The sequence below is a fragment of the Flavobacterium hibisci genome (assembly GCF_020026925.1).
Classification (GTDB): domain Bacteria; phylum Bacteroidota; class Bacteroidia; order Flavobacteriales; family Flavobacteriaceae; genus Flavobacterium; species Flavobacterium hibisci.
In genome coordinates, this window is record NZ_JAIQDW010000001.1 from 221178 (window position 1) to 246137 (window position 24960).

25 protein-coding genes are annotated in these 24960 nt (G+C 39.0%); 9 read left to right on the forward strand and 16 right to left on the reverse strand.

The genetic code is table 11. The features are described from left to right. Nucleotides 1–6: 6 nt before the first annotated feature. The 4 genes from K8B81_RS21030 to K8B81_RS00705 form a co-directional block, all read right to left on the reverse strand. On the reverse strand, nt 7–330 hold the full coding sequence (locus K8B81_RS21030) for a DUF6660 family protein (protein WP_115887009.1): 324 nt from the start codon (nt 328–330) through the stop codon (nt 7–9). Between the two features lie 99 nt (nt 331–429). Further along, entirely contained in the window at nt 430–1665 is a 1236-nt protein-coding gene (locus K8B81_RS00695) for a hypothetical protein (protein ID WP_115887010.1), read from the reverse strand. Beyond that, nucleotides 1662–2099 (reverse strand): Rieske (2Fe-2S) protein, encoded by a 438-nt coding sequence (locus K8B81_RS00700; protein WP_115887011.1) that lies wholly within the window; start codon nt 2097–2099, stop codon nt 1662–1664. The genes K8B81_RS00695 and K8B81_RS00700 overlap by 4 nt, the downstream gene beginning before the upstream one ends. A 1-nt stretch (nt 2100) precedes the next feature. Further along, the gene (locus K8B81_RS00705; RefSeq protein ID WP_115887012.1) at nt 2101–3306 is read right to left on the reverse strand and encodes a di-heme oxidoredictase family protein; all 1206 of its coding nucleotides are present in this window, start codon (nt 3304–3306) and stop codon (nt 2101–2103) included. A gap of 406 nt (nt 3307–3712) precedes the next feature. On the opposite strand from K8B81_RS00705, the gene K8B81_RS00710 reads away from it, so the two are divergent. The 9 genes from K8B81_RS00710 (at nt 3713) to K8B81_RS00750 (ending at nt 15019) form a co-directional block, all read left to right on the forward strand. Continuing rightward, nucleotides 3713–4036, forward strand: coding sequence for a DUF6660 family protein (locus tag K8B81_RS00710; protein WP_223678182.1), 324 nt, complete (start codon nt 3713–3715; stop codon nt 4034–4036). Between the two features lie 174 nt (nt 4037–4210). After that, entirely contained in the window at nt 4211–8527 is a 4317-nt protein-coding gene (locus K8B81_RS00715) for a CusA/CzcA family heavy metal efflux RND transporter (protein WP_144213039.1), read from the forward strand. A gap of 60 nt (nt 8528–8587) precedes the next feature. Next, a complete protein-coding gene (locus K8B81_RS00720; protein ID WP_115887015.1) occupies nt 8588–9877 on the forward strand; it encodes an efflux RND transporter periplasmic adaptor subunit in 1290 nt (429 codons plus the stop codon). Between the two features lie 261 nt (nt 9878–10138). Next, complete coding sequence (locus tag K8B81_RS00725) at nt 10139–10555, forward strand: Fur family transcriptional regulator (RefSeq protein WP_115887016.1); 417 nt, start codon at nt 10139–10141, stop codon at nt 10553–10555. A 64-nt stretch (nt 10556–10619) separates the two neighbouring features. Next, a complete protein-coding gene (locus tag K8B81_RS00730) occupies nt 10620–11501 on the forward strand; it encodes a bestrophin family protein (RefSeq protein WP_115887017.1) in 882 nt (293 codons plus the stop codon). A 28-nt stretch (nt 11502–11529) separates the two neighbouring features. Further along, nucleotides 11530–11985, forward strand: a complete 456-nt coding sequence (locus K8B81_RS00735) for an MgtC/SapB family protein (RefSeq protein WP_115887018.1) — start codon at nt 11530–11532, stop codon at nt 11983–11985. Between the two features lie 80 nt (nt 11986–12065). Beyond that, nucleotides 12066–14129, forward strand: a complete 2064-nt coding sequence (locus tag K8B81_RS00740) for a heavy metal translocating P-type ATPase (protein ID WP_115887019.1) — start codon at nt 12066–12068, stop codon at nt 14127–14129. Between the two features lie 263 nt (nt 14130–14392). Beyond that, the gene (locus K8B81_RS00745) at nt 14393–14671 is read left to right on the forward strand and encodes a hypothetical protein (RefSeq protein ID WP_115887020.1); all 279 of its coding nucleotides are present in this window, start codon (nt 14393–14395) and stop codon (nt 14669–14671) included. A 123-nt stretch (nt 14672–14794) separates the two neighbouring features. Beyond that, the gene (locus K8B81_RS00750; protein ID WP_115887021.1) at nt 14795–15019 is read left to right on the forward strand and encodes a hypothetical protein; all 225 of its coding nucleotides are present in this window, start codon (nt 14795–14797) and stop codon (nt 15017–15019) included. 122 nt (nt 15020–15141) lie between these two features. On the opposite strand, the gene K8B81_RS00755 is transcribed toward K8B81_RS00750, so the two are convergent. The 12 genes from K8B81_RS00755 to K8B81_RS00810 form a co-directional block, all read right to left on the reverse strand. After that, entirely contained in the window at nt 15142–16020 is an 879-nt protein-coding gene (locus K8B81_RS00755) for a diacylglycerol/lipid kinase family protein (protein ID WP_184162634.1), read from the reverse strand. Between the two features lie 2 nt (nt 16021–16022). Beyond that, the gene (locus K8B81_RS00760; protein WP_317196943.1) at nt 16023–17516 is read right to left on the reverse strand and encodes an LTA synthase family protein; all 1494 of its coding nucleotides are present in this window, start codon (nt 17514–17516) and stop codon (nt 16023–16025) included. Between the two features lie 625 nt (nt 17517–18141). Then, the gene (locus K8B81_RS00765; RefSeq protein WP_223678184.1) at nt 18142–19407 is read right to left on the reverse strand and encodes a sensor histidine kinase; all 1266 of its coding nucleotides are present in this window, start codon (nt 19405–19407) and stop codon (nt 18142–18144) included. Beyond that, on the reverse strand, nt 19404–20078 hold the full coding sequence (locus K8B81_RS00770; RefSeq protein ID WP_115887025.1) for a response regulator transcription factor: 675 nt from the start codon (nt 20076–20078) through the stop codon (nt 19404–19406). Before K8B81_RS00770 ends, K8B81_RS00765 begins: the two co-directional genes overlap by 4 nt. Nucleotides 20079–20470: 392 nt before the next feature. Beyond that, nucleotides 20471–20677 (reverse strand): GDCCVxC domain-containing (seleno)protein, encoded by a 207-nt coding sequence (locus tag K8B81_RS00775; protein WP_115887026.1) that lies wholly within the window; start codon nt 20675–20677, stop codon nt 20471–20473. A 1-nt stretch (nt 20678) separates the two neighbouring features. Next, nucleotides 20679–21272, reverse strand: coding sequence for a mercuric transport protein MerTP (merTP, locus tag K8B81_RS00780; RefSeq protein ID WP_115887027.1), 594 nt, complete (start codon nt 21270–21272; stop codon nt 20679–20681). Then, nucleotides 21269–21625 (reverse strand): ArsR/SmtB family transcription factor, encoded by a 357-nt coding sequence (locus tag K8B81_RS00785; protein ID WP_115887028.1) that lies wholly within the window; start codon nt 21623–21625, stop codon nt 21269–21271. Before K8B81_RS00785 ends, merTP begins: the two co-directional genes overlap by 4 nt. Nucleotides 21626–21835: 210 nt before the next feature. After that, nucleotides 21836–22921 carry an ACR3 family arsenite efflux transporter gene (gene arsB, locus K8B81_RS00790; RefSeq protein WP_115887029.1) on the reverse strand — a complete coding sequence of 362 codons (1086 nt, stop codon included), beginning with the start codon at nt 22919–22921 and terminating at the stop codon, nt 21836–21838. Nucleotide 22922: 1 nt separating this feature from the next. Then, nucleotides 22923–23537, reverse strand: a complete 615-nt coding sequence (locus tag K8B81_RS00795) for an arsenate-mycothiol transferase ArsC (RefSeq protein WP_115887030.1) — start codon at nt 23535–23537, stop codon at nt 22923–22925. A gap of 30 nt (nt 23538–23567) precedes the next feature. Continuing rightward, nucleotides 23568–24041: a DUF6428 family protein gene (locus K8B81_RS00800; protein WP_115887031.1), complete on the reverse strand. Its 474-nt coding sequence runs from the start codon at nt 24039–24041 to the stop codon at nt 23568–23570. A 32-nt stretch (nt 24042–24073) separates the two neighbouring features. Next, nucleotides 24074–24559 carry a GNAT family N-acetyltransferase gene (locus tag K8B81_RS00805; RefSeq protein ID WP_115887032.1) on the reverse strand — a complete coding sequence of 162 codons (486 nt, stop codon included), beginning with the start codon at nt 24557–24559 and terminating at the stop codon, nt 24074–24076. 11 nt (nt 24560–24570) lie between these two features. Beyond that, a complete protein-coding gene (locus tag K8B81_RS00810) occupies nt 24571–24903 on the reverse strand; it encodes an ArsR/SmtB family transcription factor (RefSeq protein ID WP_115887033.1) in 333 nt (110 codons plus the stop codon). Nucleotides 24904–24960: the final 57 nt, after the last annotated feature.

A 24960-nucleotide genomic window follows, 5' to 3' on the forward strand; every position in this document is an offset into this window, starting at 1 on the left:
TTTATATTAAGAAATTTTAGGAGGCTGCCAGATTTTGCAGATGAATGAAGAGTTGACAAATTTGTTGTATGATGGTGTTTGTGAGACTTCATCAAGGTTAAATTCTAATTTTTCATTTAGAATTATTGAATCAAAGTTTATCGTAAAGCCTATACAGATTCCACAGGAGTAGAATGGAGAACATTTTCCGTTACATTCATTACCGCAGTCATGTGAATCATTTTCACAATTTTTCTCTACACCGCATTCTGAGTGTTTAGCAAATGCGGAGCATGGAACTGTAGAAAGAAACAGTACGATGAATGAAAGTATAGTTACGAAAGTTTTCACATCGCAAATTTATCCTTTATTTATTAATAAGCCTTATAGGGGTACAAGTTTTATTTTGTAATACTGGTATATGCAGGGTTATTATAGCTGTCAAAATATTTAAAAGTAAGTTGAAATTCCTAAGTTAAACCCGTCAGTAATAGTAGGTGGGTTGGAAAAAATATCCCGTTGTTTCAAATATCGATAATTAAGGCGGATCACTGTTTGGGAGGTCGGCCTAAAACTAACAGCAGGCATTATGCTCCATAAATCTTCCCCAATATTACCACCGGTTTCTTTAAAGCTTCCAACATTCCAATCTACATATTCCAATCTACATGCAACATTTATCGCAGCTTTCTGCCAGCCTAAAATTGTTTTTGTCAATATAGGTTGCACAATATCTATAAATCCCCCTTTCTGTTTTTTGCCAAATTGTTGCGAATAAGTATCAGGTACATCAACATAAACCCATGCAAATTCAGAAGTGATAAAAGTTTTTATTCTTGGAAGCGTTGTATTAAAATCTAAAGCAAAAACAGATACACGTCTCTTCTTATCTATTGTAATGCCATCATCCTCAAATTTATTATAGATACCGCCCATATAAGAAATTCCAAGTTCTCCGACTTTAGTATTCCGCAGAGCAATTTTTCCCGTAAACAAGGGTTCTCCACTATTAATTTCTTCAAATCTTTCAGGGTTTTCTTTTGCCGCGGGTAAGAAAGTTTTGTTTTCTGTATTTTCAATTATTGAGTTATCAAAATTTCCGGAGAGATAGGCCTCATAACCAAACATCCATTTCTCAGAGTATTTTTTTCCAAAAATGCCAACCCCGGCGTTACTGAAAGTTGCTGGCAACATTTGAGTGGAAGAAATAGGTCTATCTGTAAAATCCCATTTTGGGCCATCATGATTTTGATTGAAAGACCCAATAGGATTTAAAATGATACCTGCGCGAAGATTTATCAACGGGTCAAACTCTACATCGACGGAAGCGAATTCAATAGAGATTTCTTTGCCACCGTCTTCAAACTCAATCTCGCTCAAAAATTTAATTTTTCTGCTAATGGAAGATGATATAAAAATAGATAGTCTTCTAGCTTGAAATTGATTGCCTTCGGAAATTCCGTCAGTTGTCATTTTTTGCCAGTTCATTTCAAGATAACCTCCTATTGATATGGGAGTCTTATTTATCTTCAAAGCCGGTCTGTTGTAAAGAGCATCCATGTTTAAGATATTTTTTACAGTATCTTTAGGTACTCTTTTTAATAAACTAGGATCGATCTGTGAATAGCAATATGTAGAAAAGAGTAAAATTAACAATGCGGGTATTACTTTTATTTTCAATCTCATTTTAAAGATATTTTTAAAATATTGTTTTCTATTGTGACCGGGAATTTTCTTAAGTCTGTATCTGCGGGACCGGTCTCGATGTTCCCGCGATTGCTGAATTCGCTTCCATGAGCCGGGCATTGAAGTTTATCTCCAAAAACTTGTAATTCAGCACCCTGATGCGTACATAACATAAACATGGCACAATAATCACTCTCACTAAATCTAAATACACATATTGGGGCTTTTAATATGTCATTTTGAATTACTATATACTTTTTAAATGCAGATTTTGTCCCTTTTTGAATTATAAAATCAGAAATTGGGACTAAGAGATCAGATTCCTTTATTTCTCTTGAAATTTGGGAAGAAGAGCAGCCTTGCAGTATTGTCGTTCCTGATATTGCAGCAAGACAGCCGAAACCGCATGCTTTTAGAAATTGTTTTCTGTCCATACTATAATGATTTTATAAATTTCAGCAAAGCCTGTTTATCTTCTTTAGAAAGCTTTTCAAATGCATATTTACTTTTCTGTCCCTCGCCGCCATGCATTAGTATCGCCTGCTCTATGCTTTTTGCACGGCCATCATGCATTAAAAACAAATTACCTCCCTGCGAGTTCTCGGAAAGGCCAATGCCCCAGAGGGGAGGGGTTCTCCACTCAGAAGTTTTTGCGCTGCCTTCTGTATAGCCATCATCCAATCCTGGACCCATATCGTGTAGGAGCAGATCAGTATAAGGTGCAAAAGTTTTATTTGAAAGCGAGTTAATTGGAGAATAACTTGTTTTTAATTCTGATCTGTGGCAGCCTGTACAACTTATTTGATTAAAAATAACTTTGCCTCGGATAACGGCAGGATCGTTTTGGCTTCTTTGGATGGGAGCCTTTAATGTTTTCAGATAAAACACAACATCATTTACTTTTGAAGTAGCGATTTCAGGGTCAATTTCTAAAGCAGAGTAGTGGTCAATAGGATTAAATATAGAAGTAATGCCCATATCTTGGTTGTATGCATTAACTGTTTGATGAAGTAGATCGAATGCTGAAGCTTTCTTGCCATATCTTCCAATATATTTGCCATTTTTTGATATGGCATTAGAACTTACAATAGCATAATCAGGTATGTTAATCCAGTTTACATTCCCTGAAATTCCGTCATCATCAACATCTTCAGGGTCAGTCATTGCAATTAGATCGGCATCTGAGACATACTGTAATAATCCTAATCCTGTGATAGATGGAGGCATAAAGGTGGAGAATGATGTGCCTGAAGGGATTTCTTCTGGAATAAAACCAGGTAGTGCACGGTTTTGAAGCTGCGGTCCTCCTAGTTTAATGAAATGATTGCCTGTTTCGTCAATTTGTCCAAAGCGAACTAAGCTGGTAAAAGGATGCCCTTTTCCGTCTCCTGCATGGCAGCTGATACAACTGGTACTTACAAAGGTTGGACCAAGGCCGGATGCCCTGTTAAAAACTTCATTAACTGCCTGGTCGCCTTTTAAAAATTGAGTTGATTCAGAAGCCGATAACCCTTCGATTGAGCCGTCTAAAAGTTTATCATCTTGCGGTAAATCTACAAAGCTGGTTTCACAGGAAACAAGCCCTATGTTTAAGACTACTAGTATGAAAGATGTCTTTAAAAATATATTTATATTTGCCATTATTTATTTTTTAGACAAAGCTAAAAATATTTTTAAAACAATTATGATTTATATTTGAATATTTTTTTTAATATTTCGATACTCTATGGCAGATGCTACTGCGTAAATAATAATTAATTTGAGTAAATTAGGTTTACCAATAGAAATTCAGAATCAATACAAAATTGTAAGTTTCCTTTGCATTAGCAGACGATATATAAAAACATACAATTATTTAAAACAATATTTTTTAATAAATGATTAAGTTTAAAATACCAGTGATCAATCAAATCAGGGTTTAGTTTTAACCGTTTAAAAATAATTTATAAATTTATATAAATGTAAAATATTGTTTTTTAGGTGTTTAGGTTGATTAAAGTAAATTTGCAATCCAATTGCAGAAACTATTTTGTAAATTTGTCTTAATATGAGATGGAAAACAACAATATTATTAGTATACATTCTTGGACTGCTTGCAGTTCCATGCAGTGACGTCTATAATACATTTCTTGAAGCGAAGTCTCAGAAGAAAGAACTGGCTCATAATCACAATCAGGATCACGATGACCATTGTACACCTTTCTGTCAATGTTCATGCTGCAGTGTTTCGGCTGTAAAATTTAATTTTAAGATGCCGGAATTTAATTTTCCCCAAAATATAATCAATGTTAAACATGCGGTTATAAAAGACTGTCAGGTAATTTCCAGCTATTTTGGAAGCATATGGCAGCCTCCCAAATTTTTCGTTTAAGTTTTTTGAATTGTGCAATTGATGCATAGTAATTATTGGTATTCAATAATGGCTTGCGAGACGCTACGTTTTCGATTCCTGAATGTTTTCAGTGATTGATCTTGCACATTCTAATTTTTCTCCAGTATTTGCTGGCGATCACATTATTTTCTAAACGTTAAAATTAATTACATTGTGTTAGATAGTATAATTAAATTCAGTATTAAAAACAAAATCATTATTGGTTTAATGACTTTGGTCCTAATAATATGGGGCGCCTGGAGCGCAACTAAACTGCCCATAGATGCCGTACCTGACATCACCAACAATCAGGTTCAGATTATAACAGCATGTCCAACTCTTGCCGGTCAGGAAGTGGAGCAGTTGGTTACCTTTCCAATTGAACAGAGCATTGCCACTGTTCCGAAAATCGAGGAAATCAGAAGTATTTCCCGCTTTGGGCTTTCGGTTATTACTGTGGTTTTTGACGATGAGACCGATATTTACTTTGCCAGACAGCTTATAAGCGAGAGGCTGAAAGAAGCGGTAGACAGAATACCGCAGGGAATCGGAACACCGGAAATGGCTCCTGTGAGCACGGGTCTAGGGGAGGTTTACCAATATATCATCCATCCTAAAAAAGGAAGCAAAAATAAATATAATGCCAAAGATCTGCGTACCATGCAAGATTGGATTGTGGCTAGACAATTATACGGAACCCCTGGAATTGCGGAGGTAAACAGCTTTGGAGGGGAGCTGAAGCAGTATGAGGTCGCGGTAAATCCCGATAGGCTCCGCGCAATGGGAGTAAGCATACCGGATATTTTTACGGCGCTGGAGAAAAACAACCAAAATACCGGCGGCGCATATATCGATAAAAAGCCAAATGCATATTTTATAAGGGGCATTGGTCTGGTAACTTCTCTTGACGATGTCAAAAAGATCGTGGTTAAAAATACTGGCGCAGCTCCTGTTTATGTAAGCGATGTAGCCGAAGTGAGATTTGGCAATGCAGTGAGATACGGTGCCTTGACATTCAATGGAGAAGTTGATGCAGTGGGCGGTGTCGTGATGATGCTTAAAGGAGAGAACAGCAACGAGGTTGTCAAACGCATTAAGGAAAAACTGCCAACTATCCAGAAATCGCTGCCTGACGATATTGTTATTGAGCCATACCTTGACCGTACAGACCTTGTGGGCCGTGCTATCAGCACCGTTGAAAAGAACCTTGTTGAAGGTGCATTGATCGTAATATTTGTACTGGTATTATTCTTAGGGAATTTCCGTGCAGGACTTATAGTTGCCTCTGCTATTCCTTTGGCTATGCTTTTTGCCCTTGGACTTATGAACGTTTTTGGGGTAAGTGCCAATCTAATGTCACTTGGAGCCATTGATTTCGGTTTAATTGTTGATGGAGCGGTAATTGTGGTTGAGGCTACGCTTCATCATCTGGCTATGCGCAAGTCGCTCAAAAATCTTACCCAGGATGAAATGGATGATGAAGTTTTCGAGTCTGCTTCTAAGATCCGTACCAGTGCTGCCTTTGGAGAAATTATCATTTTAATTGTATATATCCCGATCCTGACCCTTGTCGGCGTTGAAGGAAAAATGTTTCGCCCGATGGCGCAGACAGTGGGGTTTGCAATATTTGGAGCATTAATATTATCTCTTACCTATATCCCGATGATGTGTGCTTTGTTTTTATCTAAAAAGCCGCAGCACAAAGAAACATTCAGCGATAAGATGATGAATAGAATCCAGAGCGTATATCAGCCTCTTCTCCAGAAGGTGATTGACTTTAAATATGCTGTGGTGGGTGCTACCGTTTTAATTTTCTTTGCGGCTGTCTTTTTCTTCACAAGAATGGGAGGGGAATTTATTCCGCAGCTGCAGGAAGGGGATTTTGCGTTCCACTGCATCCTTCCGCAGGGAAGTTCGCTGAACCAGAGCATTGAGACTTCGATGCAGGCATCCAGAATAATCAAAAAGTTTGATGAGGTCAAGATGGTCGTTGGTAAAACAGGTGCGGCAGAAGTTCCAACTGATCCGATGCCTCCTGAGGCCAGTGATTTGATGGTGGTGCTGAAACCGCAGAAAGAATGGAAATCAGGAAGAACCTATGATGAACTTGCTGAAGCTATCAGTGAGGAGCTCGAAGTGATACCCGGCGTTTTTTTTGAAAAGAACCAGCCGATCCAGATGCGTTTCAATGAGCTTATGACCGGTATCAGACAGGACGTTGCCGTTAAGATATTTGGCGAGAACCTGGATACTCTTTCACAGTACGCCAAAGAAGTGGGTGCAGTGATCCAGAGCATTCCGGGGGCTACTTCGCCGCAGATTGAAAGAGTGAGCGGCCTTCCACAGATCAATATTGAATATGACAGGACCAGAATTGCCAACTACGGACTTACGATCGAAGATGTGAATGGCGTTGTCAGCACTGCATTTGCGGGAAAAAGCACAGGACAGGTATATGAAAACGAACGACGTTTTGACCTTGTTGTGCGTCTTGACAGCGTCCACAGAACCAGCATAGACGATGTGAGCAACCTGATGATCCCTACCAATACAGGAATACAGGTGCCTTTATCTCAGGTAGCTAAAATCGACTATAAATTAGGTCCGGCACAGATCAGCAGGGAAGCGGGCAAAAGAAGAATTGTAATTGGATTTAATGTGGCTGGCCGTGATGTACAGAGTGTGGTGCAGGACATCCAGAAAAAGCTGGCTGAAAAAGTGAAGCTTCCTCCAGGATATTATTTCACTTATGGTGGACAGTTCGAAAACCTGCAGGCGGCAAGTGCAAGACTTATGATTGCAGTGCCGGTTTCGCTTCTTTTGATCTTCGGGCTGCTTTATTTCACATTCCGTTCTTTCAAACAGGCTATGCTTATCTTTACCGCTATACCAATGAGCGCCATTGGGGGAATTTTTGCCCTTATGCTTAGAGGGATGCCTTTCAGCATCAGTGCCGGAATTGGATTCATTGCATTATTTGGAGTAGCGGTGCTGAATGGTATCGTGCTTATCGGAACTTTCAACCAGCTTGAAAAGGAAGATATGGATAACATTTTTGAGAGAGTCAAAGAGGGGACAATCACAAGGCTTCGCCCCGTTCTTATGACGGCAATGGTGGCATCACTGGGATTCCTGCCGATGGCGATGAGCAGCAGCGCAGGTGCGGAGGTTCAGAAACCGCTTGCAACAGTTGTAATCGGAGGTCTTGTTACAGCGACATTCCTTACATTGTTTGTGCTCCCATTACTCTATATAATCTTTAACACTAAATTTGATTTTAAAGAACGATTTAAAATGAGAAATGCAACAGCCGTACTTATACTGCTGCTTGCAGGTCTAGGATCTGCAAATGCGCAGCAGAGGATTCCAATTGACAAAGCTGTTGAAACCGCCTTACAAAGCAATCAGCAGCTGGATATTAATAAAACTGAAATCCAAGCAGCTGGACTGAATGTAAAAACTGCCGTTGACATGCCTAAAACAGGTATCTTTGCAGAGAATGAAGATTTAAGACCTTCAGATAAGACAGGGATTTTAAAAATAGGAATTTCTCAAAGTTTTGCATGGCCGGGTCTTTATGCCGCTAGAAAAAGCTATTTCAAGGATCAGTTGAAGTACACCCAGCTTAATACAGCTCTACTTAACGCAACGATCAAAAGAGATGTACGTACGGCATATTATAAACTTTGGTACCTTCAGGATAAACAGCTTTTATATCAGCGTCTGGACAGTATTTACACGCTCCTTTCAAAGACTGCAGAAGTGCGTTTAAAAGCCGGGGATGTCGCACAGCTGGATAAAATTGCGGCAGATGCAAAACTTCAGGAATTAAAAGCCTTTTCGGAACAGAACAAGAAAGACATGACCGTTCAGCAGCAACAGCTTATGATGCTTCTGAACCTGAATGAATGGCTGCTTCCTTTGGAAGCACCTCTTGGTAAAGCAGAGGTAAATTTTTCTGAAAGCAACGGTATGCATCCGTTGCTAACACTGCAGGAACAGAATGTAAAGATAGCATCTTCAAATGTTTCGATTATGAAAAACAGCAATATGCCGGAGCTTTCAGGAAGGGTTTTCAGCCAGAGGCTCTATGGGCTGGATGATCCTTATACAGGTTTTTCAGCAACTGCATCATTTCCTCTTTTCGGTGCCGTATCAGCGCATAACAAGGTAAAAGCGGCAAAAGCGGAGAAAGAAGTGCAGGAGAAAAATCTTGTATATCAGACTCAGCTTCTCCAGACCCAGAAGGCTTCTTCTGCAGCGGAAATTGAAAAGAACCTTTCGCTTCTGAATTTTTATGAGACCTCTGGACTTAAGCAGTCGGAAGATATTATAAAAGCTTCAACTCTAAGCTACCGCTCGGGTGAAATCAGTTTTGCGGAACTTGGACAATTTTTAAGCCAGGCTGTTGGGATCCGCCAGAACTATCTTGATGTTTTAAATCAATTTAACCTTTCAGCGGTGCAGTTTGATTATTTCAATAATAAATAAATAATGTAAAACCTGTGGGAGATACATAATCTCACAGGGTAATTTTAAAATAGAGTATAAATGAAAGTCAAAATTCAATTATTAATCGCGGTTGCGGCGATATTCTCACTTGTAAGCTGTGGGCAAAAAAGCAATGCAAGCGAAAACGGAGCCAAAACTGAACAGGCAGAAGGAGCAAAAGAAGAAGGACATGGTGAGGAAGAAGCTGCGGTAATTGCCGTATTAACCCAGGATCAGATTAAAGCTGTTGGGATAACACTGGGAACTATTGAGAGCAAAAATCTAACTGCTGCAATAAAAGCCAACGGGGCTTTGAGAGTTCCTAATAATAATAAAGCAAATGCTACATCATTATATGGTGGAGTAATTAAAACCCTAAAGGTACAGCTGGGAGACCATGTACGCAAAGGGCAGGTTATAGCAACTATTGAGAATCCGCAGTTTATCCAGCAGCAGGAAGAATACATTACAATCAACAGCAGAATTATCAACGCAGAGCAGGAACTGCAGCGCCAGCGAGATCTTCAGGCAGGAAATGCAGGAGCACTAAAAAACCTGCAAAATGCAACTGCAGAAGTAAATGCGCTTCGTGCACGCAAAGCGTCACTGCAGAAACAGATCCAGCTTATGGGAATCAATCCGGCGACTGTATCTGCGTCGAATTTAAGGTCGGCATTAACAGTTACAAGTCCGGTTACTGGTACAGTAAGTGCAGAATTTGCTAAAATTGGAAGCTACGTGGATGTTTCTTCTCCTGTTGTGGAGATTGTTGACAATCAGCTGATCCACTTAGACCTTCAGGTGTTTGAGAAAGATCTGCCTATGATAAAGGTAGGGCAGATCGTAAACTTTACACTGACTAACAATCCTACTGCTTCTTATACGGCAAAGGTTTTTAATATTGGTTCTTCTTTTGAAAATGAAAGCAAGACTGTGGCAGTTCACTGTACTGTTACAGGGAACAAAACAGGACTTATTGATGGAATGAATATTACAGCAATGGTTAGTGTTGGTACAGCTCTTACAACTGCAGTTCCAAATGATGCCATTGCAGAGGCAGACGGTAAATTCTACATCTTTGTTAAAACAGATAAAAAACCTGAAGAGCACGAAGAAGCAGAAGGCGGGGAAGGAGCCGAAGCTGGCGAAAAGCATAGCCCGGAAGAGGAAAAGAAAATTGCTGCAACAAGCATGAACTTCGAAAAAGTCGAGGTTAATAAGGGTGTTTCAGAGGTTGGATACACTGCGGTGACCCCTGTTAAGGAAATACCTGCAGGAACGCCAATTGTGACCAAGGGCACTTTTTTCGTCAATGCCAAACTAAGTAATTCGGGAGAGCACGAACACTAGAAATATCAAGAATTTATTGCAGGCTCCTGTTTGACATTGATTAACTATGAATGTAAAGAATTACCCCCTTACTTCTTTAATTCCTAGTTCTCGATTCAGGGCCTGCATCAATTTAAAGTACTTTTTATAATAGCAATACGTACGTATTTAATTGTTAAAAATTAAACCAATTAGCTGAGGTTAAAAATAAGCTTCGTAAATTTACTAGAGTAGGTGCCGAATGCAAATATTTCCGGTTTTCTTTTTAAAGTGAAAATTTATATGAAAAAAGTAACAGAAGCCGTCTTTGAAAGTAAAAAGATACGTCTCACAACGATGCGTATCCTAATCTATGAATATCTGGAAACCGTTACGGCTGCGCTATCTCTGGCAGAAATTGAGAAATTTTTTCATAAGGCAGATAAAGTAACAATTTACAGGACTCTTCAGACATTTCAGGAGAAAGGCTTGGTTCATAAAATCCTTGACGAAAATGTCGTTAAGTACAAACTTTGCGCGGACTCTTGCGGTGAAGATTACCACAATGACAGACACCTTCACTTTTACTGTAAAAAGTGCAATGAGACAACCTGCAGAGATGAAATTATTCTGCCCAAAAGCTTGGAAGAAAGTTTTCAAATTGATGAGGTGCAGATATTAGTAAAAGGAATATGTGAGAAATGCCTAAAATCAGTTTAGATAAAAGAATAATTAGGAGTAGAGAATTTAAAGAGAAATTGTTGAATTTTTATTACCAAATTAAATGTTGTTAGATAAAAAAATATCAGTTATATATTTTCTTAAACAGATTAAGTCTCAGATAATTCTCATTGTGGTATTTGCAGTGGCAATAGGCCTTCTGGATATGATGCCTGTATTCAAGGAGATAGCCCTCCCCCTTAGTATTCCTGCTTTGGTGGGAACTGTAGTTTCACTGCTGCTTGCCTTTAGGACAGCCCAATCCTATGAGAGATGGTGGGAAGCAAGAACGGTGTGGGGAGCGATAGTGAATGATTCCCGCACTTTGATCAGACAGGTAACGCAGTTCACTTCAAAAGATAATAAACAAATTGCAGATCAATTTACGGAAAGACAGATTATCTGGGTTTATGCCCTTGGTGAAGCGCTTCGCAGAAAGCCTTTTTCCCCAAAGGTTTTGACCTATCTTAATTTTCATAAGATAAATGGAGGCAATATTCCAAATGCACTTCTTGACAAACATTCCGATGATATTGCCCTTCTGGAACAGAAGGGAATCATTTCAGATTTTAAACAGGTGCAGTTAAATGAGACGCTTGCCAGATTATGTGACAGCATGGGTAAATGTGAGCGAATTAAAAACACCGTTTTTCCTAAATCTTACAGTCTTCTGGTACATACCCTGATATATGTTTTTGCTGCCATACTTCCTTTCGGGCTTGAAGATTCCCAACTGGCAGTAGAAGTCCTTATCACAATCCTGATTCCCCTGTTGTTCATTTCAATTGAGAAAACTGCAATTATCATGCAGGATCCATTTGAAAATACACCAGTCGACACGCCGATGACTTCACTTGCCCAGACCATTGAGATCAATCTTCTTGAAATGACAGGTGCGCAGGAAATTCCTGTAAAACCTAAGAATAATGAGTATTTCGAGATGTAAATTATTATTAATCTAAAATTAGCCTGCTATGGATATCGAGTTTGAACTGCTGCTTTCTGCCAAATTACTGCTTGCTGTTATTCTTGGGGGAATTATTGGTCTTGAAAGGGAACGCGAGCAACAGAATTCGGGAGTAAGAACCTTTGCCTGCATATGTGTCGCGTCGTGCCTTTTCGTCTCGATTTCGGCGCATTTGACCGCCGATAAATCGGCAATTGCCAGAATGCTGGCTGCAATTGCGACAGGACTTGGATTCATAGGTGCAGGACTAATTTTCAGGGATGATAAAAATCTGCCTAAAGGACTCACTACCGCATCTGGTCTGTGGACCACATCGGCAGTGGGAATGGCTATTGCACTTAACATGTTTGTCATTGCTGTGGCGGCGACCCTTATAATACTGCTTATTTTCACCATAAATCAGTTTCCATGGTACAGAAGATTAGTAGACAGATTGATTAAGAGTAAAAAGAGGACTAACTGAACCAATGTATTTCCTTTTATAGGTATCACAATCTTATGGACAACGATACCGTATTTTTTAACCTTATAAATTAAAATAACATGGAACACAAACATAAATATGATAAAGACGGAAAGCAAATCTGCTGTACTCAGACAGAGAAAGTGTATGTTAAGGCAGGTGCAAAGGAATTGCTGAAGGGCCATAGTGAAAATGACGGCCATAATCACGCGCACACTAAAGACGACGGACACAACCATGCCCATAGTGATGATGACGGACACGACCACAGCAATGTAGAAGGAGGTCCTTTCAAAATGTTCCTTCCTTCCATCATTTCGCTGGTTATGCTGCTTCTGGCGATTGCTTTTGACAACTGGATAAAACTGCCTTGGTTTTCGGGTGCGGTCAGGTTTGTATGGTATCTTGTTGCCTACCTTATTGTCGGTTTTCCGGTAATCAAGGATGCTTTTAAAAGTATCACAAAAGGCGAAGTATTCTCAGAATTCCTGCTTATGAGTATAGCTACAGTAGGAGCATTCATTATTAAAGAATACCCCGAAGGTGTCGCCGTTATGCTTTTTTATGCAGTAGGAGAGGTATTCCAGACACTTGCCGTTTCCAGAGCGCAGAGAAATATCAAAAGCCTTTTGGACCAGAGGCCTGATGAAGTGACTATACTTGTTGACGGAAAGCCTAAAACGGTAAAAGCGGAAGAAGCTGGCATTGGTGATATTATCCAATTAAAACCAGGTGAAAAATTAGGGCTTGACGGAGAACTGTTAACAGACGGTGCATCTTTTAATACTGCTGCACTTACCGGAGAGAGCAAGCCTGATACCAAATCAAAAGGAGAGACGGTTCTGGCAGGAATGATCAATTTAAATGTTGCGGCACAGGTAAAAGTCACTGCAGCTTATACAGAAAGCAAACTGAGCCGAATACTGGAGCTTGTTCAGAATGCGACAGCCCAAAAAGCGCCTACAGAGCTTTTTATAAGACGATTTGCAAAAGTTTATACGCCGATTGTTGTTTTTCTGGCTATAGGCATCTGTCTGCTGCCTTACTTCTTTGTAGACAATTATGACTTTAACAGCTGGCTTTACAGAGCCCTTGTATTTCTTGTTATTTCCTGTCCTTGTGCACTGGTGATTTCAATACCCCTTGGTTATTTTGGTGGAATCGGTGCAGCAAGCCGAAACGGCATATTATTCAAGGGAAGTAATTTCCTGGATGTAATGGCTTCGATCCAGAACGTGGTCATGGATAAAACAGGTACTATGACCGAGGGGGTCTTTAAGGTTCAGGAAACGGTTTTCAAACCGGAGTTTGATAAGGACGAAATTTTAAGAATGGTCAATGCTGTGGAGAGCCAGAGCTCTCATCCTGTTGCCACTGCAATCCATGAATTTGTTGGTGAAGTTGACAGTTCCATTAAGCTGGAAAGCACCGAAGAGATTGCAGGCCACGGACTGAAAGCTGTAATCAACGGCAAAGAACTGCTTGCAGGTAATTTCAAGCTTATGGATAAGTTCTCCATCAGTTATGATGTTGATCCCGCTTCTATAGTTTATACTACAATTGCAGTAAGCTACGACAAAAAATATGTCGGTTATATAACAATAGCCGATAGTATTAAGGAAGACTCACAGCTGACAATCGATCTTCTTCATAAGCTGAACATTAAAGCAACAATGCTGAGCGGTGATAAGGGCAGTGTCGTAAAATTTGTTGCTGATAAATTGGGAATCGACAATGCTTACGGAGACCTATTGCCTGAAGATAAGGTAAACAAAGTCAAGGAAATCAAGGCGCAGTATGGAACTGTAGCCTTTGTCGGCGACGGAGTGAATGATGCCCCTGTTGTTGCTTTGAGTGATGCCGGAATCGCGATGGGGGGACTTGGAAGTGATGCGACTATTGAAACGGCAGATGTTGTTATTCAGGATGATAAACCGTCCAAAATACCAATGGCAATAAATATTGGCAAGCAGACAAAGAAAATCGTCTGGCAGAATATTACACTTGCATTTGTTGTCAAAGGTATAGTCCTCATTCTGGGAGCCGGCGGACTTGCCACGATGTGGGAAGCGGTATTTGCCGATGTTGGTGTATCGCTTATTGCGATCTTAAACGCGGTACGCATTCAGAAAATGAAATTCTAAGAAAAGAAAGGCAAGAGTTTCTAAATTCTACATTTTAAAAATCCTAATTTTTTTGCTGCCGGCCAAATGAAATCCTTAACCGGATATTCAGTTGGTCAGGACAGCAAGGTCTAGGCTTGCCTAATTTCAATGGGTCTAATCTTTTAAAAAGCAACCTGCAGACGTAAAATGCTACATATTAAACAGACAGTTTTACCGGTAGCTGCCATTGCACGATAGCTAATGCTACAGGTTTAAAACTCTCATTTTGAATTTTACTGGAAATGAAAAAAAGGAATAAAAAATATTATCCAAATGTGCAGAAAACAGGAAGAATGCAGAAGGGAAAGCCTGTAAAAAAGAAAAATAAATTTTCCGTTGTAAATATTGGAAAGACTATTATTCTTGTAATTCTGGGACTTGCTATGGTTGTTGGAATTATCATCAGAGCCCGGCATTTTATTTTGTATCACCTGATGAGTAAGCCAGAGGAGAAAACTATCAAAACGATACCCGCCAAAGAGGGCAAACCCAATACTTTGAAAAAAAATGGAAGCGACTAAAATTAAAGCAGAAAAGGTTAAATAGTTAATTCCCGGCCGCAGTTTCTACAGGACTGTGACAATTTTTATTTTAGAATATCATTTACAAAACTGTCTGTTTTATTGACCTAAGACAAATTGAATATGAAAAGAAATGTAAATATTTCGGGTCTGGTTCTTCAAATTCTTCAGGATAACAGAGGAAGATTATTTAAGCTTGATGAGCTGGTCCAGATTATTTATCCCTCAGACGGAAAAGGGCAGGAGAAGGAAAATCAAGCAATTATCCTAGATATCCTTATATTTTTGGACGATCAGAAAATGCTTGTATTGGATTTTGAAACCGATGAAAGTTCAATACCTTTATAATTGTCCATTACACAAATACGGGAGGCAGGAATTGTATTTTCAATTCTGGCTGTTTGAGAAAAATATTTCCTAGATAACCTTCCCCGTAGGGAAGGAAAATCTGAAAAATCCAAACTAAATCTTTATACGAGCACATTGAGCGCTCCTGGAATTACTGAAATTTTGCAGAAATTGGTTTTAAGGTTATAGTGTTCCCCGTCTATCTGTGCATCGGTATAGATTTTCAGGGGCATTTCTATCCTTAGGTTCTGCACCTGATGGTGCTGGGCTTTTGCAAATCTACCGACAGTTCCCTGCAGGACATGAAATCCTAAAGCGATTTTCTCTGTAAAGGATAATTCCGGAATTAAAATCAGATCCAGTAATCCGTCCGTCAGCATTGCATTAGGTGTAAGACTCATACCGTATCCCATTTCATTTGAGTTGGAAATAAATATCATGAACGTTTTTAGGTTGATGATTTTATCATCAAATGAAATTACAGCCGGCTGCGTCCTGTACTCAAAACTGGAAAGAATCGCGGCCTTAATGTAAGAATAGAGTTTTCGGCCCGAAGAATGTTCATATTTCTTTATAATCATTGCATCAATGCCGATTCCGGTATTGCTGAAAAAGTAATTCTGATTGATCTTTCCTGCGTCAATGAGTATTTTGTTTCCGTTTTTAATAATTTCCAGAGATTTCTTAAGATCCCGAGGTATGTTCAGGTGCGAGGCCAGGCCATTTCCTGAGCCCACCGGTATGATTCCAAGTTTTATATTGGTTCCCAAAAGGCAGGAGGCTACTTCATTGATCGTACCGTCCCCTCCGCAGGCCACAATAATGTCCGGGTGCTTCGATGCTGCTTTTTTGGCAAGTTCAATAGCATGTTTCTTGTTTAAGGTATAGTCTGCCTTTATTTTATATTTTTCAGGCTCGAAGAACTGCTTGATGAAAAACTCGGAAAGATGATGTTTTCCTCCGCCTGAAACGGGATTGATTATGAAATGTATATAGATCATTATTACTTCAAAAGTTTGTTTGTAAATAGATAATCTGCCGACTGATACCATGCAATGGTCTCCTGTAGAAAAGATTTATCCATAGGAATTTTGACAAGGCTGTTGTCAGTTTTGTTCCAGTCATAGAAGGCCTGTTTTTTCTGATCGGAAAGAATCATTACTTTTTCTTTTTTCATCAGCGCCAGCTTGCGGTATGTTCCCAAAAACGCGCGCTGTTCAAAGTCTGAAGCAAGGACGTCCTTTCCAAAGAAATCAGATTCGTAATGCCAGTTGAATAATGAAAACACCGTCGGCCAGAGGTCGATCTGAGAACATTGTTTCTGAATTTTTTGATTGTGCTTTTCAGGCATATTGACAATAAATGCGGGAATATCATAGTTGGCGACATCTATTTCGTCTTTACCGGCACTGCTTGCGCAATGATCTGCGATGATTATAAAAACGGTGTTTTTGTACCAAGGCTTGGTACGTGCCTTGTCAAAAAGCTGCTTCAATGCGTAATCGGTATATTTTACGGCCCCTTCGCGGCTTGTGCCTGAGGGAATGTCGATTTTTCCTGACGGATAGGTAAAAGGCCTGTGATTGGAGGTGGTCATGACAAAATTGAAGAAAGGTTTCCCATCCTTATACTGCTTGTCGGCAACGGTGATCATTTTATTGAAAATATCTTCATCGCAGATTCCCCATGCATTTTCAAACGTTACTTCCTTATCGGGAATATTGTTACGGACTGTTTTGATCTTATCGCTGAGAACGCTTCCGCGCCCCCTGTCATATATCGTGAATCCATTGCCCCCGAAATATGAATTCATATTATCAAAATACCCGTCCCCGCCATAAAAAAAGTTGCAGTCATAAGACTTTGATTTAAAAACATTACTGACTGTATACAGGTTCTGGTTATCTGGTCTTTTTACTATTGACTGTCCCGGTGTTGGGGGAATGCACAGCGTAACAGCTTCCATTCCTCTTACGGTTCTGGTTCCTGTGGCATATAAATCATTAAAGAAGATGCTTTTCTGAGCCAGACTGTCCAAAAAGGGAGTTATGTTTTCTTTATTTCCAAACTCCTTGAGGAAGCTTCCGCTGAAACTCTCCATCAGGACAAAGACAACATTTTTACGCTGCAGTGCAGACTGGCTGTCCCTGATGCTTCTGTGAATAGAGTAGCCCGTAGTAGTGAAAGTTGTAGTCGAATCTTTTAATTTATTTTTGACTATCCCAAAGGCATTGTCATTGTCAATCGAGGTATAGAAATCAGGGTATTTCATCTGATTATTTCTAAATGCCGCAAAAAAGGAGTAGATGCCTGATTTGGATATTTCCGAATTATATCTGTTGGAAGACCATTCCGCATGGTTGTTTGAAATAAAAGAAGTAAAAAACAAGGCAGCCGCCAGGGATATTCCCAGTACTGCCAGCCTAAGCCTTATATCAGAAGTAGATGAGAAAGTCTGCTTGAAGGCACCGCTTCTAAAAAATAAGTACAATACCATCAGCGAGAAAAAAAGTACCCCTGTAATAAGTGCGGGAAGAGGGTAGGACTGCTGGATATTGGCAACTACCTCATGGGTGTATATGAGATAATCGACAGCAATAAAATTAAAACGTGTCTTGAACTCATCCCAGAATGTCAGCTCGGCAAAAAAGGTAAATACCAAGATGAATATATTTAAGGATGTAAAAAAAGTAATTACTATTCGATCAGCAATAGAACCGGCCCATTTATCAGGCATAAATGTATAAAAAAGTATTCCAGGCAGTGATATGAAAATAATGGTGCCGGTATCAAAAAATAGACCTGTTAAAAGTGTTCTCAGCACATCTGTAATATTCCATGAAACTTGATCATACTGCCAGATAAAAAAAACAATTCTCAAGATTTGTGAAACGATTAAAAACCAGATCATAAAATGAACCAGCAGTGCGTACCTGCCGGTTCTCAAAGACAATTTACTCATAAACTTATTAATAACGCAACAAAGTTTACAACCCAATTTTGTAGTAATCCTGAATTTTGGTTTTTATTAAGAAATTCTGTAATTATTTGTAATAAAATTCATCTTTTTTGATGTAGTCCGGATATATGTTTTATCCTGTCTATGGATATGAAACTGATTTTCAGAAATGAATGCTGAATGAATGAAAATTATTGTAAAAGGAATAATTGACTTTCCAGCCGTTAAGTTCAGTAATCTTTTTTATGATCGAAAGTCCAAGTCCGTTTCCATTCGAAGAGGATCCGCTGTTAAAAAAACGATTAAAAAGTTTGTCGATAGGAAGTGGCTTATCGTCTCCTGTATTCAATACCTGCAGTTCGTTTTCCATTATCCTTATGATGATGTTGCCTTCACTGCGATTATGTCTTATGGCATTAAGCAGAAGGTTGTTAATTAAAATTTCAGTAAGGATAAGATTTCCGCTAATCTGCAGCTTTTCAGGAGCCTGAACATTTATTGCTATATTTTTAAGTTCAGCCTGTTCGGTAAAAAAATTAAGGTGTTTTTCAATATGATTGTTAATCGATATTGTATTTTTTTCCAGATAAATTTCGTGTTCAATTTTGGAGAGAAGCAGTAGGTTTTTGTTCAATCGGTTTAACTTGACCACATCCCTGCTTAATGATCCCAAAACCTGTGTTTGTTCCTTGTTGAGTTTCATCTGAAACAAAACATCGATTTTGTTCTGAAACAAAGCAAGTGGTGTCTGGAGTTCATGCGCAGCATTCTCAACAAATTCACGCTGGCTCTTATAAATAGCCGTATTCTTCTCAATGAGTGCCTCCAAGCTTTTATTTAGGCGGTCAAACTCATCGATGTCAGTTTCCACAAAATGCGGAGGTTTGTTTTTATCGATTTCAAATTCATGAATCTGATCCAGTGTGTTATAGAAGGGCCTCCAGCGTTTGGATGCCGTCTTCTTTGAAAGCCATACAATGCCAATAAAAAGTATTATAATTATGAAAGTAAACATGCCGGCAATACTGTACACAAGACGTTCCATTTCCAGAAGATGTATTTTTTCTGTGTATGTGTATTTCCTGCCTGCAATTTCTACAGGCGCGTAAATAATTCGGAACGGTTCTTTTTCTTCTGCAATCGGGTCCTCGATTGTTGTCCCTACAATAGAGTCCTTAGTAAGTCCCATGTCCGGCAGAATGGTAAAGTGCAGATTGAATCTGTTCCAGGTTTTGATATCGTCGGATGTGAAGTTCTTACTGCTCTGGTTAACAAAGGCATTTTTGTGCTGCTGGAGCACTTCTTCTGTTTCATAAATATACAGCCACTGGCTTACATAATAGAAAATGGGCGCACATATGAAAAGGATAACGGCTGCCAAGGCAAGGAAATCGCGTGTTGTTTTATGCAGTAATTTATTTTTGTTCATTTTTCCCATTTATATCCTTCACCGTAGATTGTTTTAATGTAGTCTCCAGATCCGGCTTTAGCCAATTTCTTTTTTAGATTCTTGATATGCGCGTATATAAAATCGTGGCTGTCCAGCATATCGGCCATATCTCCTGAAAGATGTTCTGCGATCGCCGCCTTGGAGAGTACTTTATCGGTATTACCTATTAGAAACAAAAGCAAGTTGAGTTCTTTTCTGGTGAGATCGAGTTTTTTACCTTTTACCACTACAGTTTTGGTAAAAACCTCAATTACAATCTCATTGAAAACAATAGAGTTGCTTCCTTTAAAATTTCTTCGTCTTACAAGTGCCTGCATTCGGACAAGCAGTTCAGCTAGATGGAAAGGTTTGGTAAGGTAATCGTCAGCACCAAGGCTGAAGCCTTCGATACGTGTTTCCAGATTTTCTTTCGCTGAGATTATAATAACACCATCAGTTTTATCTTTTTTTCGAAGTTCTTTTAGAATATCAAAACCATTGCCGTCAGGAAGTGTCAAGTCCAGAAGAATACAATCATAATCATAATTGTCAATTTTGTAAGCGGCCTCGATGTAATTATGTACAGTTTCACACTGGACTCCATTTTCCTTGAAATAACTTTTTATGCTTTCAGCAATCTGTTGCTCATCCTCGATAATTAAAATTTTCATGCTGGAAATTAAATTAACTTAATGACTTATGCGTCTATAAATTTAAGAAATTAAGCCCAGAGATTCTGTGTAAAAACTAAATTTAAAAAATTGGCACGTCATTTTTTATTAACTTGTAAAATTACAATTCGATTTTGAATTAATTCTGAATTTTCAAAATGTATTATTTCTGTGGACTATAGTATCGAATCAGTTTATATAAATTATGCTTTACCACTGGAAAATTTAAAATTGTTAAGTCCCCAGAATGATAGAATTGAAGAAAAATAAAAGATTAACCTATACTAAAGTCATGCGAAGGATTGTTTTTTGAGTTGTCTCTGTTTTGATCAAAAGGAAATTGGCTTTTAGAAAGATTTAGTTAAAAAGATTACTGTTTAACCAGATTCACTTTAGCAGCATTTTTTGTTCTGTTGGATTGGTGGACACGGCACACTTCCAAAACTACAATAAACACAGCAGTCTCCTTGATTTGGCTTAAGAGTTTGTTTGCAGTTTTCACATTCGTAGAAAAATTGGCATGCATCTGTCGGCATTGTTTCTTCTTTGCTGTGGGAGCAAAGAGGGCAGGTTATTATAGATTGTAGAACGATTTTCATTTTATTTTTTGTTAGTTACTGTATAGCCTGTTGAATTAATTGCTTTTTCAATTTCGGCAATTGTGATTTTGGAATTATCAAATTCTACAACAGCATTACCATTGGTATAATTTGCATCTGAATTTATTATTCCTTCTAATTTGTTTACTTCATGATTCACATGTTTTTCACAGCTGGCACAAGTCATTCCGCTGATTCTAAACTCAGCTTTTTGAGTGCTGGTTTCTTTCGCGACCAAGATTTTCTTTTCTGTATTTGGATAAAAAATGTTTGAGTAGTATGGAAACGAAAGCATAAGGAATGTAAATACTGTAATAATTCCTAGAAACATTTTTGAATTAACGAATTTCGGCTTTTCTTCTAAATCGCAGTTACAGTCTATCGGCTTTTTAGTTTTCAGCTTTTGATACCAAGCAAAACCAATAATTAAAACCGTCAGGCCGATGAAATAAGGCCTCATTGGTTCAAGCCATGAAAAAGCAGAAGCAATCCCGCTTGTTCCGGCAACTAATGCTAATATGGGCGTAATGCAGCACAATGAAGCAGCTACTGCTGTGAAAAATCCAGCTCCGATCATTTTATTCTCTGTTTTCATATTTTCTCTAAAATTTCGAAGAAAGGTCTTAGCATTTTTTCATACTCCTTTGTTAATGAATAGAAAATGGTCTGCGCTTCCCGTTTAGTTTCAATAAGTTTTCTGTCTTTTAGTTTCCGTAAGTGCTGTGAAATTGCAGAAATACTCATGTCAAGAATATCACTTATGTCACAAACACAGAGCTGTTTTTCTTCATAAAGCAAAAAAAGAATTCTTAATCTCACATTGTTGCCAGCCAATTCAAGCCCACTTGATAAATAGTCAAATGAGGCATTGAGTTCTGATACTCTGTCTTTACAGCGGATTATTTGTTTTATATCTGCCTGTTGCCGTATACAAGTTATATCTTCCATAATGCAAATTTATACTTTTTGCTTATTTAAGCAAATGCTAAAATACAAAACATTTGAATTAAATTTATGAATATTCCTGCGCATAAAAAAAGGCAACTTTTTGAGTTGTCTTTTAAGCATTAGGGTGAAAAAAAACTTTTTGCAATCCTTCAGAGCACAAGTTCCAGAATCGTCATGACAGCAATGCGTTGAACATTTCTCATATTTCTACTAAGCAGCTTTTGCAGATACCTGCTTTGTAAAATGCTTCTTTCTGAACCAGAATGCAAGATTTACCAGTGCAATAAGAGCAGGCACTTCTACCAGAGGACCTATAACACCTGCGAAAGCCTGGCCGCTGTTTATTCCAAACACTCCGATTGCCACAGCAATGGCAAGTTCAAAATTATTCCCAGTTGCTGTAAATGCTATAGATGTTGCTTTTGAATAGTCTGCCCCAAAATATTTACCAGTGAAAAAGCTGATGACAAACATCAAAGTAAAATAAATCACAAGCGGTATTGCAATACGCACAACATCCATAGGGATCTGAACAATAAGTTCCCCTTTCAGGCTGAACATTACAATGATCGTAAAGAGAAGTGAAATAAGAGTAATCGGCGAGATAAAAGGCACATACTTAGTTTCGAACCATTCAGAACCTTTTAAAGCTATCAAAGTGTAACGGCTTATGATTCCCAATGCAAAAGGAATACCTAGATAGATACCGACACTCTCAGCAATCTGTGCTATGCTGATGTTCACCTCAAAACCATCATATCCAAAATAGGGAGGGAGAATGGTTATAAAAATATAAGCGTACACACTGTAAAGCAGCACCTGAAAAATACTGTTAAGGGCAATAAGTCCTGCTGCATATTCACGGTTTCCGTCTGCCAGATCGTTCCATACCACAACCATTGCGATACAGCGTGCCAGACCGATCAGGATCACCCCGATCATGTATTCAGGATATCCGCTTAAAAACAGGAGCGCCAATAAAAACATCAAAACAGGGCCTACAATCCAGTTCAGAAATAAAGAGGCACCTAAGACTTTTGTGTTTTTGAAAACCTGTCCCATCTGCTCGTATTTTACTTTTGCCAGAGGCGGGTACATCATCAGGATAAGTCCTATTGCCAATGGAATGTTTGTTGTTCCGCTGGAGAAAGAATTGATGAAATCTCCGCTGGAAGGAATAAAGTATCCTATTGCCACACCTATAGCCATAGAAAGGAAAATCCAAAGGGTCAAGAAGCGGTCAAGGAAGCCTAGTTTTTTGCGTCCGACGGCTGGTGCACAGTTATTTGCTGACATTTTATTTTTTTATTTGTGAGAATACGTAAAACATTTCAGTTCCTATCTGCAGGCTTCGCTCCAGATAAGTTTCCTTCTGCTGGGGCGTTCCGTCGGAAATTTTTGGATCTACAAAAGTAATTGGGATCCTTTTCTCTGCGCCAGCTATAAACGGGCATCCGCCGTCAGCCTGCGAGCAGGTCATTATTGCGGCGAATCCGCTTTCAGGATTGAAATCATCATCATAGGTTTTAGAAAAACCTATAACGGGAAGTTCATCAGCTGAATATTTTATTGAATAAACAGGGTTTGATCCCTTTGAAAGCGTTTTGATATTGAATCCTGAATCCTTCAAAGTCTCCGCTGCCATCGGGAAAAGGGCAGTAGCCTCGGTTCCTCCTGAATAGCATGAAACGTTTCTGATGCCGTAATAGGCAGCGGCAGTCTGCGCCCAAACCTGCGATAAGTGGCTTCTTCTGGAATTGTGCGTGCAGATTAGGTTCAGTCTGGTTTCCAGCTTACTGTCCACTTTGGTCTGAATGAAGTCGATTAATGGCTGCAGGACTGCTTTGCGCTCTTCTGAAATCTGCTTAAAATCAAATGATTTAACTGTATTCTCAATTTGTGGATATAACATAGTTTTTGGCTAATAGTTTATGGTTAATGATTAGCAGCATCCTCCGCCTGGAGTGCATGAAGAACCGCTATCAGAATTTAACTGAGATAATTTTACTTTAGGCTTGTCTGAAGGAATACCGCACTGCTCCTGAGCAAGGCAGGCTGTCTGCTTGTTAAGCAGAGTGAAATTTTTACCGTTAAAATCCAAATCGTATTTGCCGATAGTGGTGTTCTGGTATTCCACTTCAATTTCATTGTCTTCAATTCCCAATACTTTTTCTGAAAGCTCAATGATGTGGATCAGCTTCTGAGGCTTAAGCCTGTGCTCGTAGTCGTTGGCATCCCAAAGCTGGAAGTTTACAACAGTCTCTTTTCTTACTGTTCCTCCGCAGTCGATGAAGTTTTTGGTAACAAGACCCACTTCTGTTACGTGGAAATATTCCGGTACAAATGTTCCGTCCGGCAGTTCAAAATTTACAGCTTCTACTGTTTTAAGCACTTCTTTAATTTCTGAAAGTTTCATAATTTCTTATATTTAGTTATACTATATTTTTATTAAATAATAAGGGAGCTTCTTCTTTCAAGAAGCGCAGTATCTCTCCAGGTACCATTTTGTTTTCCGATTTTCTCCCTTGTTCCAAGTATCCTGAAACCTGCTTTTTCATGAATGCGGAGACTTGCCGTGTTCTCAGGAAAGATCCCTGCCTGAAGCGTCCAGATTCCTTCTGCTTCGCTTTGTCTGACAAGTTCATTTAAAAGGGTTAGCCCGATTCCTTTTCCTGAATGTGCGGGATCCACATATACGCTTACTTCTGCTACCCCTGCATAAACGCAGCGGGAAGAAACAGGGGTAAGGGCAGCCCAGCCAATCACCTTGCCATCTTCCTGCATTGTAATTCTGCAGGATGCCAGATGTGAATTGTCCCAGTCTTCCCATGAAGGGGCGCTGGTCTGGAAAGTGGCATTGCCGGTATCTATCCCTTTTTGGTAAATTATTTTTACCTGATCCCAATCTTTGGCCGAAAGTTTTCTGATTTCCATATCCTTTTAAATTAACAGCATTCGCTTTTCTTTTTGGCAAGATGATCTGATATGTGCTGAAAGAAACCTTTTATTTTTTCAAGTCCAGGTTCATTGATGCAGTAGCAGATAGAATTTCCTTCGATGCTCCCTTTAATCAAGCCTGCATTTTTCAATTCTTTCAAATGCTGTGAAACCGTCGGCTGTGAAAGGGGAAGTTCATTTACAATATCCCCGCAGATGCAGGCATCTACTTTTAATAAATATTCCATAATTGCAATACGCGCAGGATGGCCTAGTGCTTTGGCTAAAACAGCCAGCTCGTTCTGGCTTTCTGTAAAGTGATCTGTTTTTGTTGCTCCCATCGTTTTATATTTATATTGCAATATTACGATATAAAATTTAATTATCATGCAGTTGAA

Bases quoted from the DNA above. Each gene is read 5' to 3' on its own strand.
- K8B81_RS00695 (WP_115887010.1), bottom strand. From the start codon at position 1,665: ATGAGATTGAAAATAAAAGTAATACCCGCATTGTTAATTTTACTCTTT.
- K8B81_RS00700 (WP_115887011.1), bottom strand. From the start codon at position 2,099: ATGGACAGAAAACAATTTCTAAAAGCATGCGGTTTCGGCTGTCTTGCT.
- K8B81_RS00705 (WP_115887012.1), bottom strand. From the start codon at position 3,306: ATGGCAAATATAAATATATTTTTAAAGACATCTTTCATACTAGTAGTC.
- K8B81_RS00710 (WP_223678182.1), top strand. From the start codon at position 3,713: ATGAGATGGAAAACAACAATATTATTAGTATACATTCTTGGACTGCTT.
- K8B81_RS00720 (WP_115887015.1), top strand. From the start codon at position 8,588: ATGAAAGTCAAAATTCAATTATTAATCGCGGTTGCGGCGATATTCTCA.
- K8B81_RS00725 (WP_115887016.1), top strand. From the start codon at position 10,139: ATGAAAAAAGTAACAGAAGCCGTCTTTGAAAGTAAAAAGATACGTCTC.
- K8B81_RS00730 (WP_115887017.1), top strand. From the start codon at position 10,620: ATGTTGTTAGATAAAAAAATATCAGTTATATATTTTCTTAAACAGATT.
- K8B81_RS00735 (WP_115887018.1), top strand. From the start codon at position 11,530: ATGGATATCGAGTTTGAACTGCTGCTTTCTGCCAAATTACTGCTTGCT.
- K8B81_RS00740 (WP_115887019.1), top strand. From the start codon at position 12,066: ATGGAACACAAACATAAATATGATAAAGACGGAAAGCAAATCTGCTGT.
- K8B81_RS00745 (WP_115887020.1), top strand. From the start codon at position 14,393: ATGAAAAAAAGGAATAAAAAATATTATCCAAATGTGCAGAAAACAGGA.
- K8B81_RS00750 (WP_115887021.1), top strand. From the start codon at position 14,795: ATGAAAAGAAATGTAAATATTTCGGGTCTGGTTCTTCAAATTCTTCAG.
- K8B81_RS00755 (WP_184162634.1), bottom strand. From the start codon at position 16,020: ATGATCTATATACATTTCATAATCAATCCCGTTTCAGGCGGAGGAAAA.
- K8B81_RS00760 (WP_317196943.1), bottom strand. From the start codon at position 17,516: ATGGTATTGTACTTATTTTTTAGAAGCGGTGCCTTCAAGCAGACTTTC.
- K8B81_RS00765 (WP_223678184.1), bottom strand. From the start codon at position 19,407: ATGAACAAAAATAAATTACTGCATAAAACAACACGCGATTTCCTTGCC.
- K8B81_RS00770 (WP_115887025.1), bottom strand. From the start codon at position 20,078: ATGAAAATTTTAATTATCGAGGATGAGCAACAGATTGCTGAAAGCATA.
- K8B81_RS00775 (WP_115887026.1), bottom strand. From the start codon at position 20,677: ATGAAAATCGTTCTACAATCTATAATAACCTGCCCTCTTTGCTCCCAC.
- merTP (WP_115887027.1), bottom strand. From the start codon at position 21,272: ATGAAAACAGAGAATAAAATGATCGGAGCTGGATTTTTCACAGCAGTA.
- K8B81_RS00785 (WP_115887028.1), bottom strand. From the start codon at position 21,625: ATGGAAGATATAACTTGTATACGGCAACAGGCAGATATAAAACAAATA.
- arsB (WP_115887029.1), bottom strand. From the start codon at position 22,921: ATGTCAGCAAATAACTGTGCACCAGCCGTCGGACGCAAAAAACTAGGC.
- K8B81_RS00795 (WP_115887030.1), bottom strand. From the start codon at position 23,537: ATGTTATATCCACAAATTGAGAATACAGTTAAATCATTTGATTTTAAG.
- K8B81_RS00800 (WP_115887031.1), bottom strand. From the start codon at position 24,041: ATGAAACTTTCAGAAATTAAAGAAGTGCTTAAAACAGTAGAAGCTGTA.
- K8B81_RS00805 (WP_115887032.1), bottom strand. From the start codon at position 24,559: ATGGAAATCAGAAAACTTTCGGCCAAAGATTGGGATCAGGTAAAAATA.
- K8B81_RS00810 (WP_115887033.1), bottom strand. From the start codon at position 24,903: ATGGGAGCAACAAAAACAGATCACTTTACAGAAAGCCAGAACGAGCTG.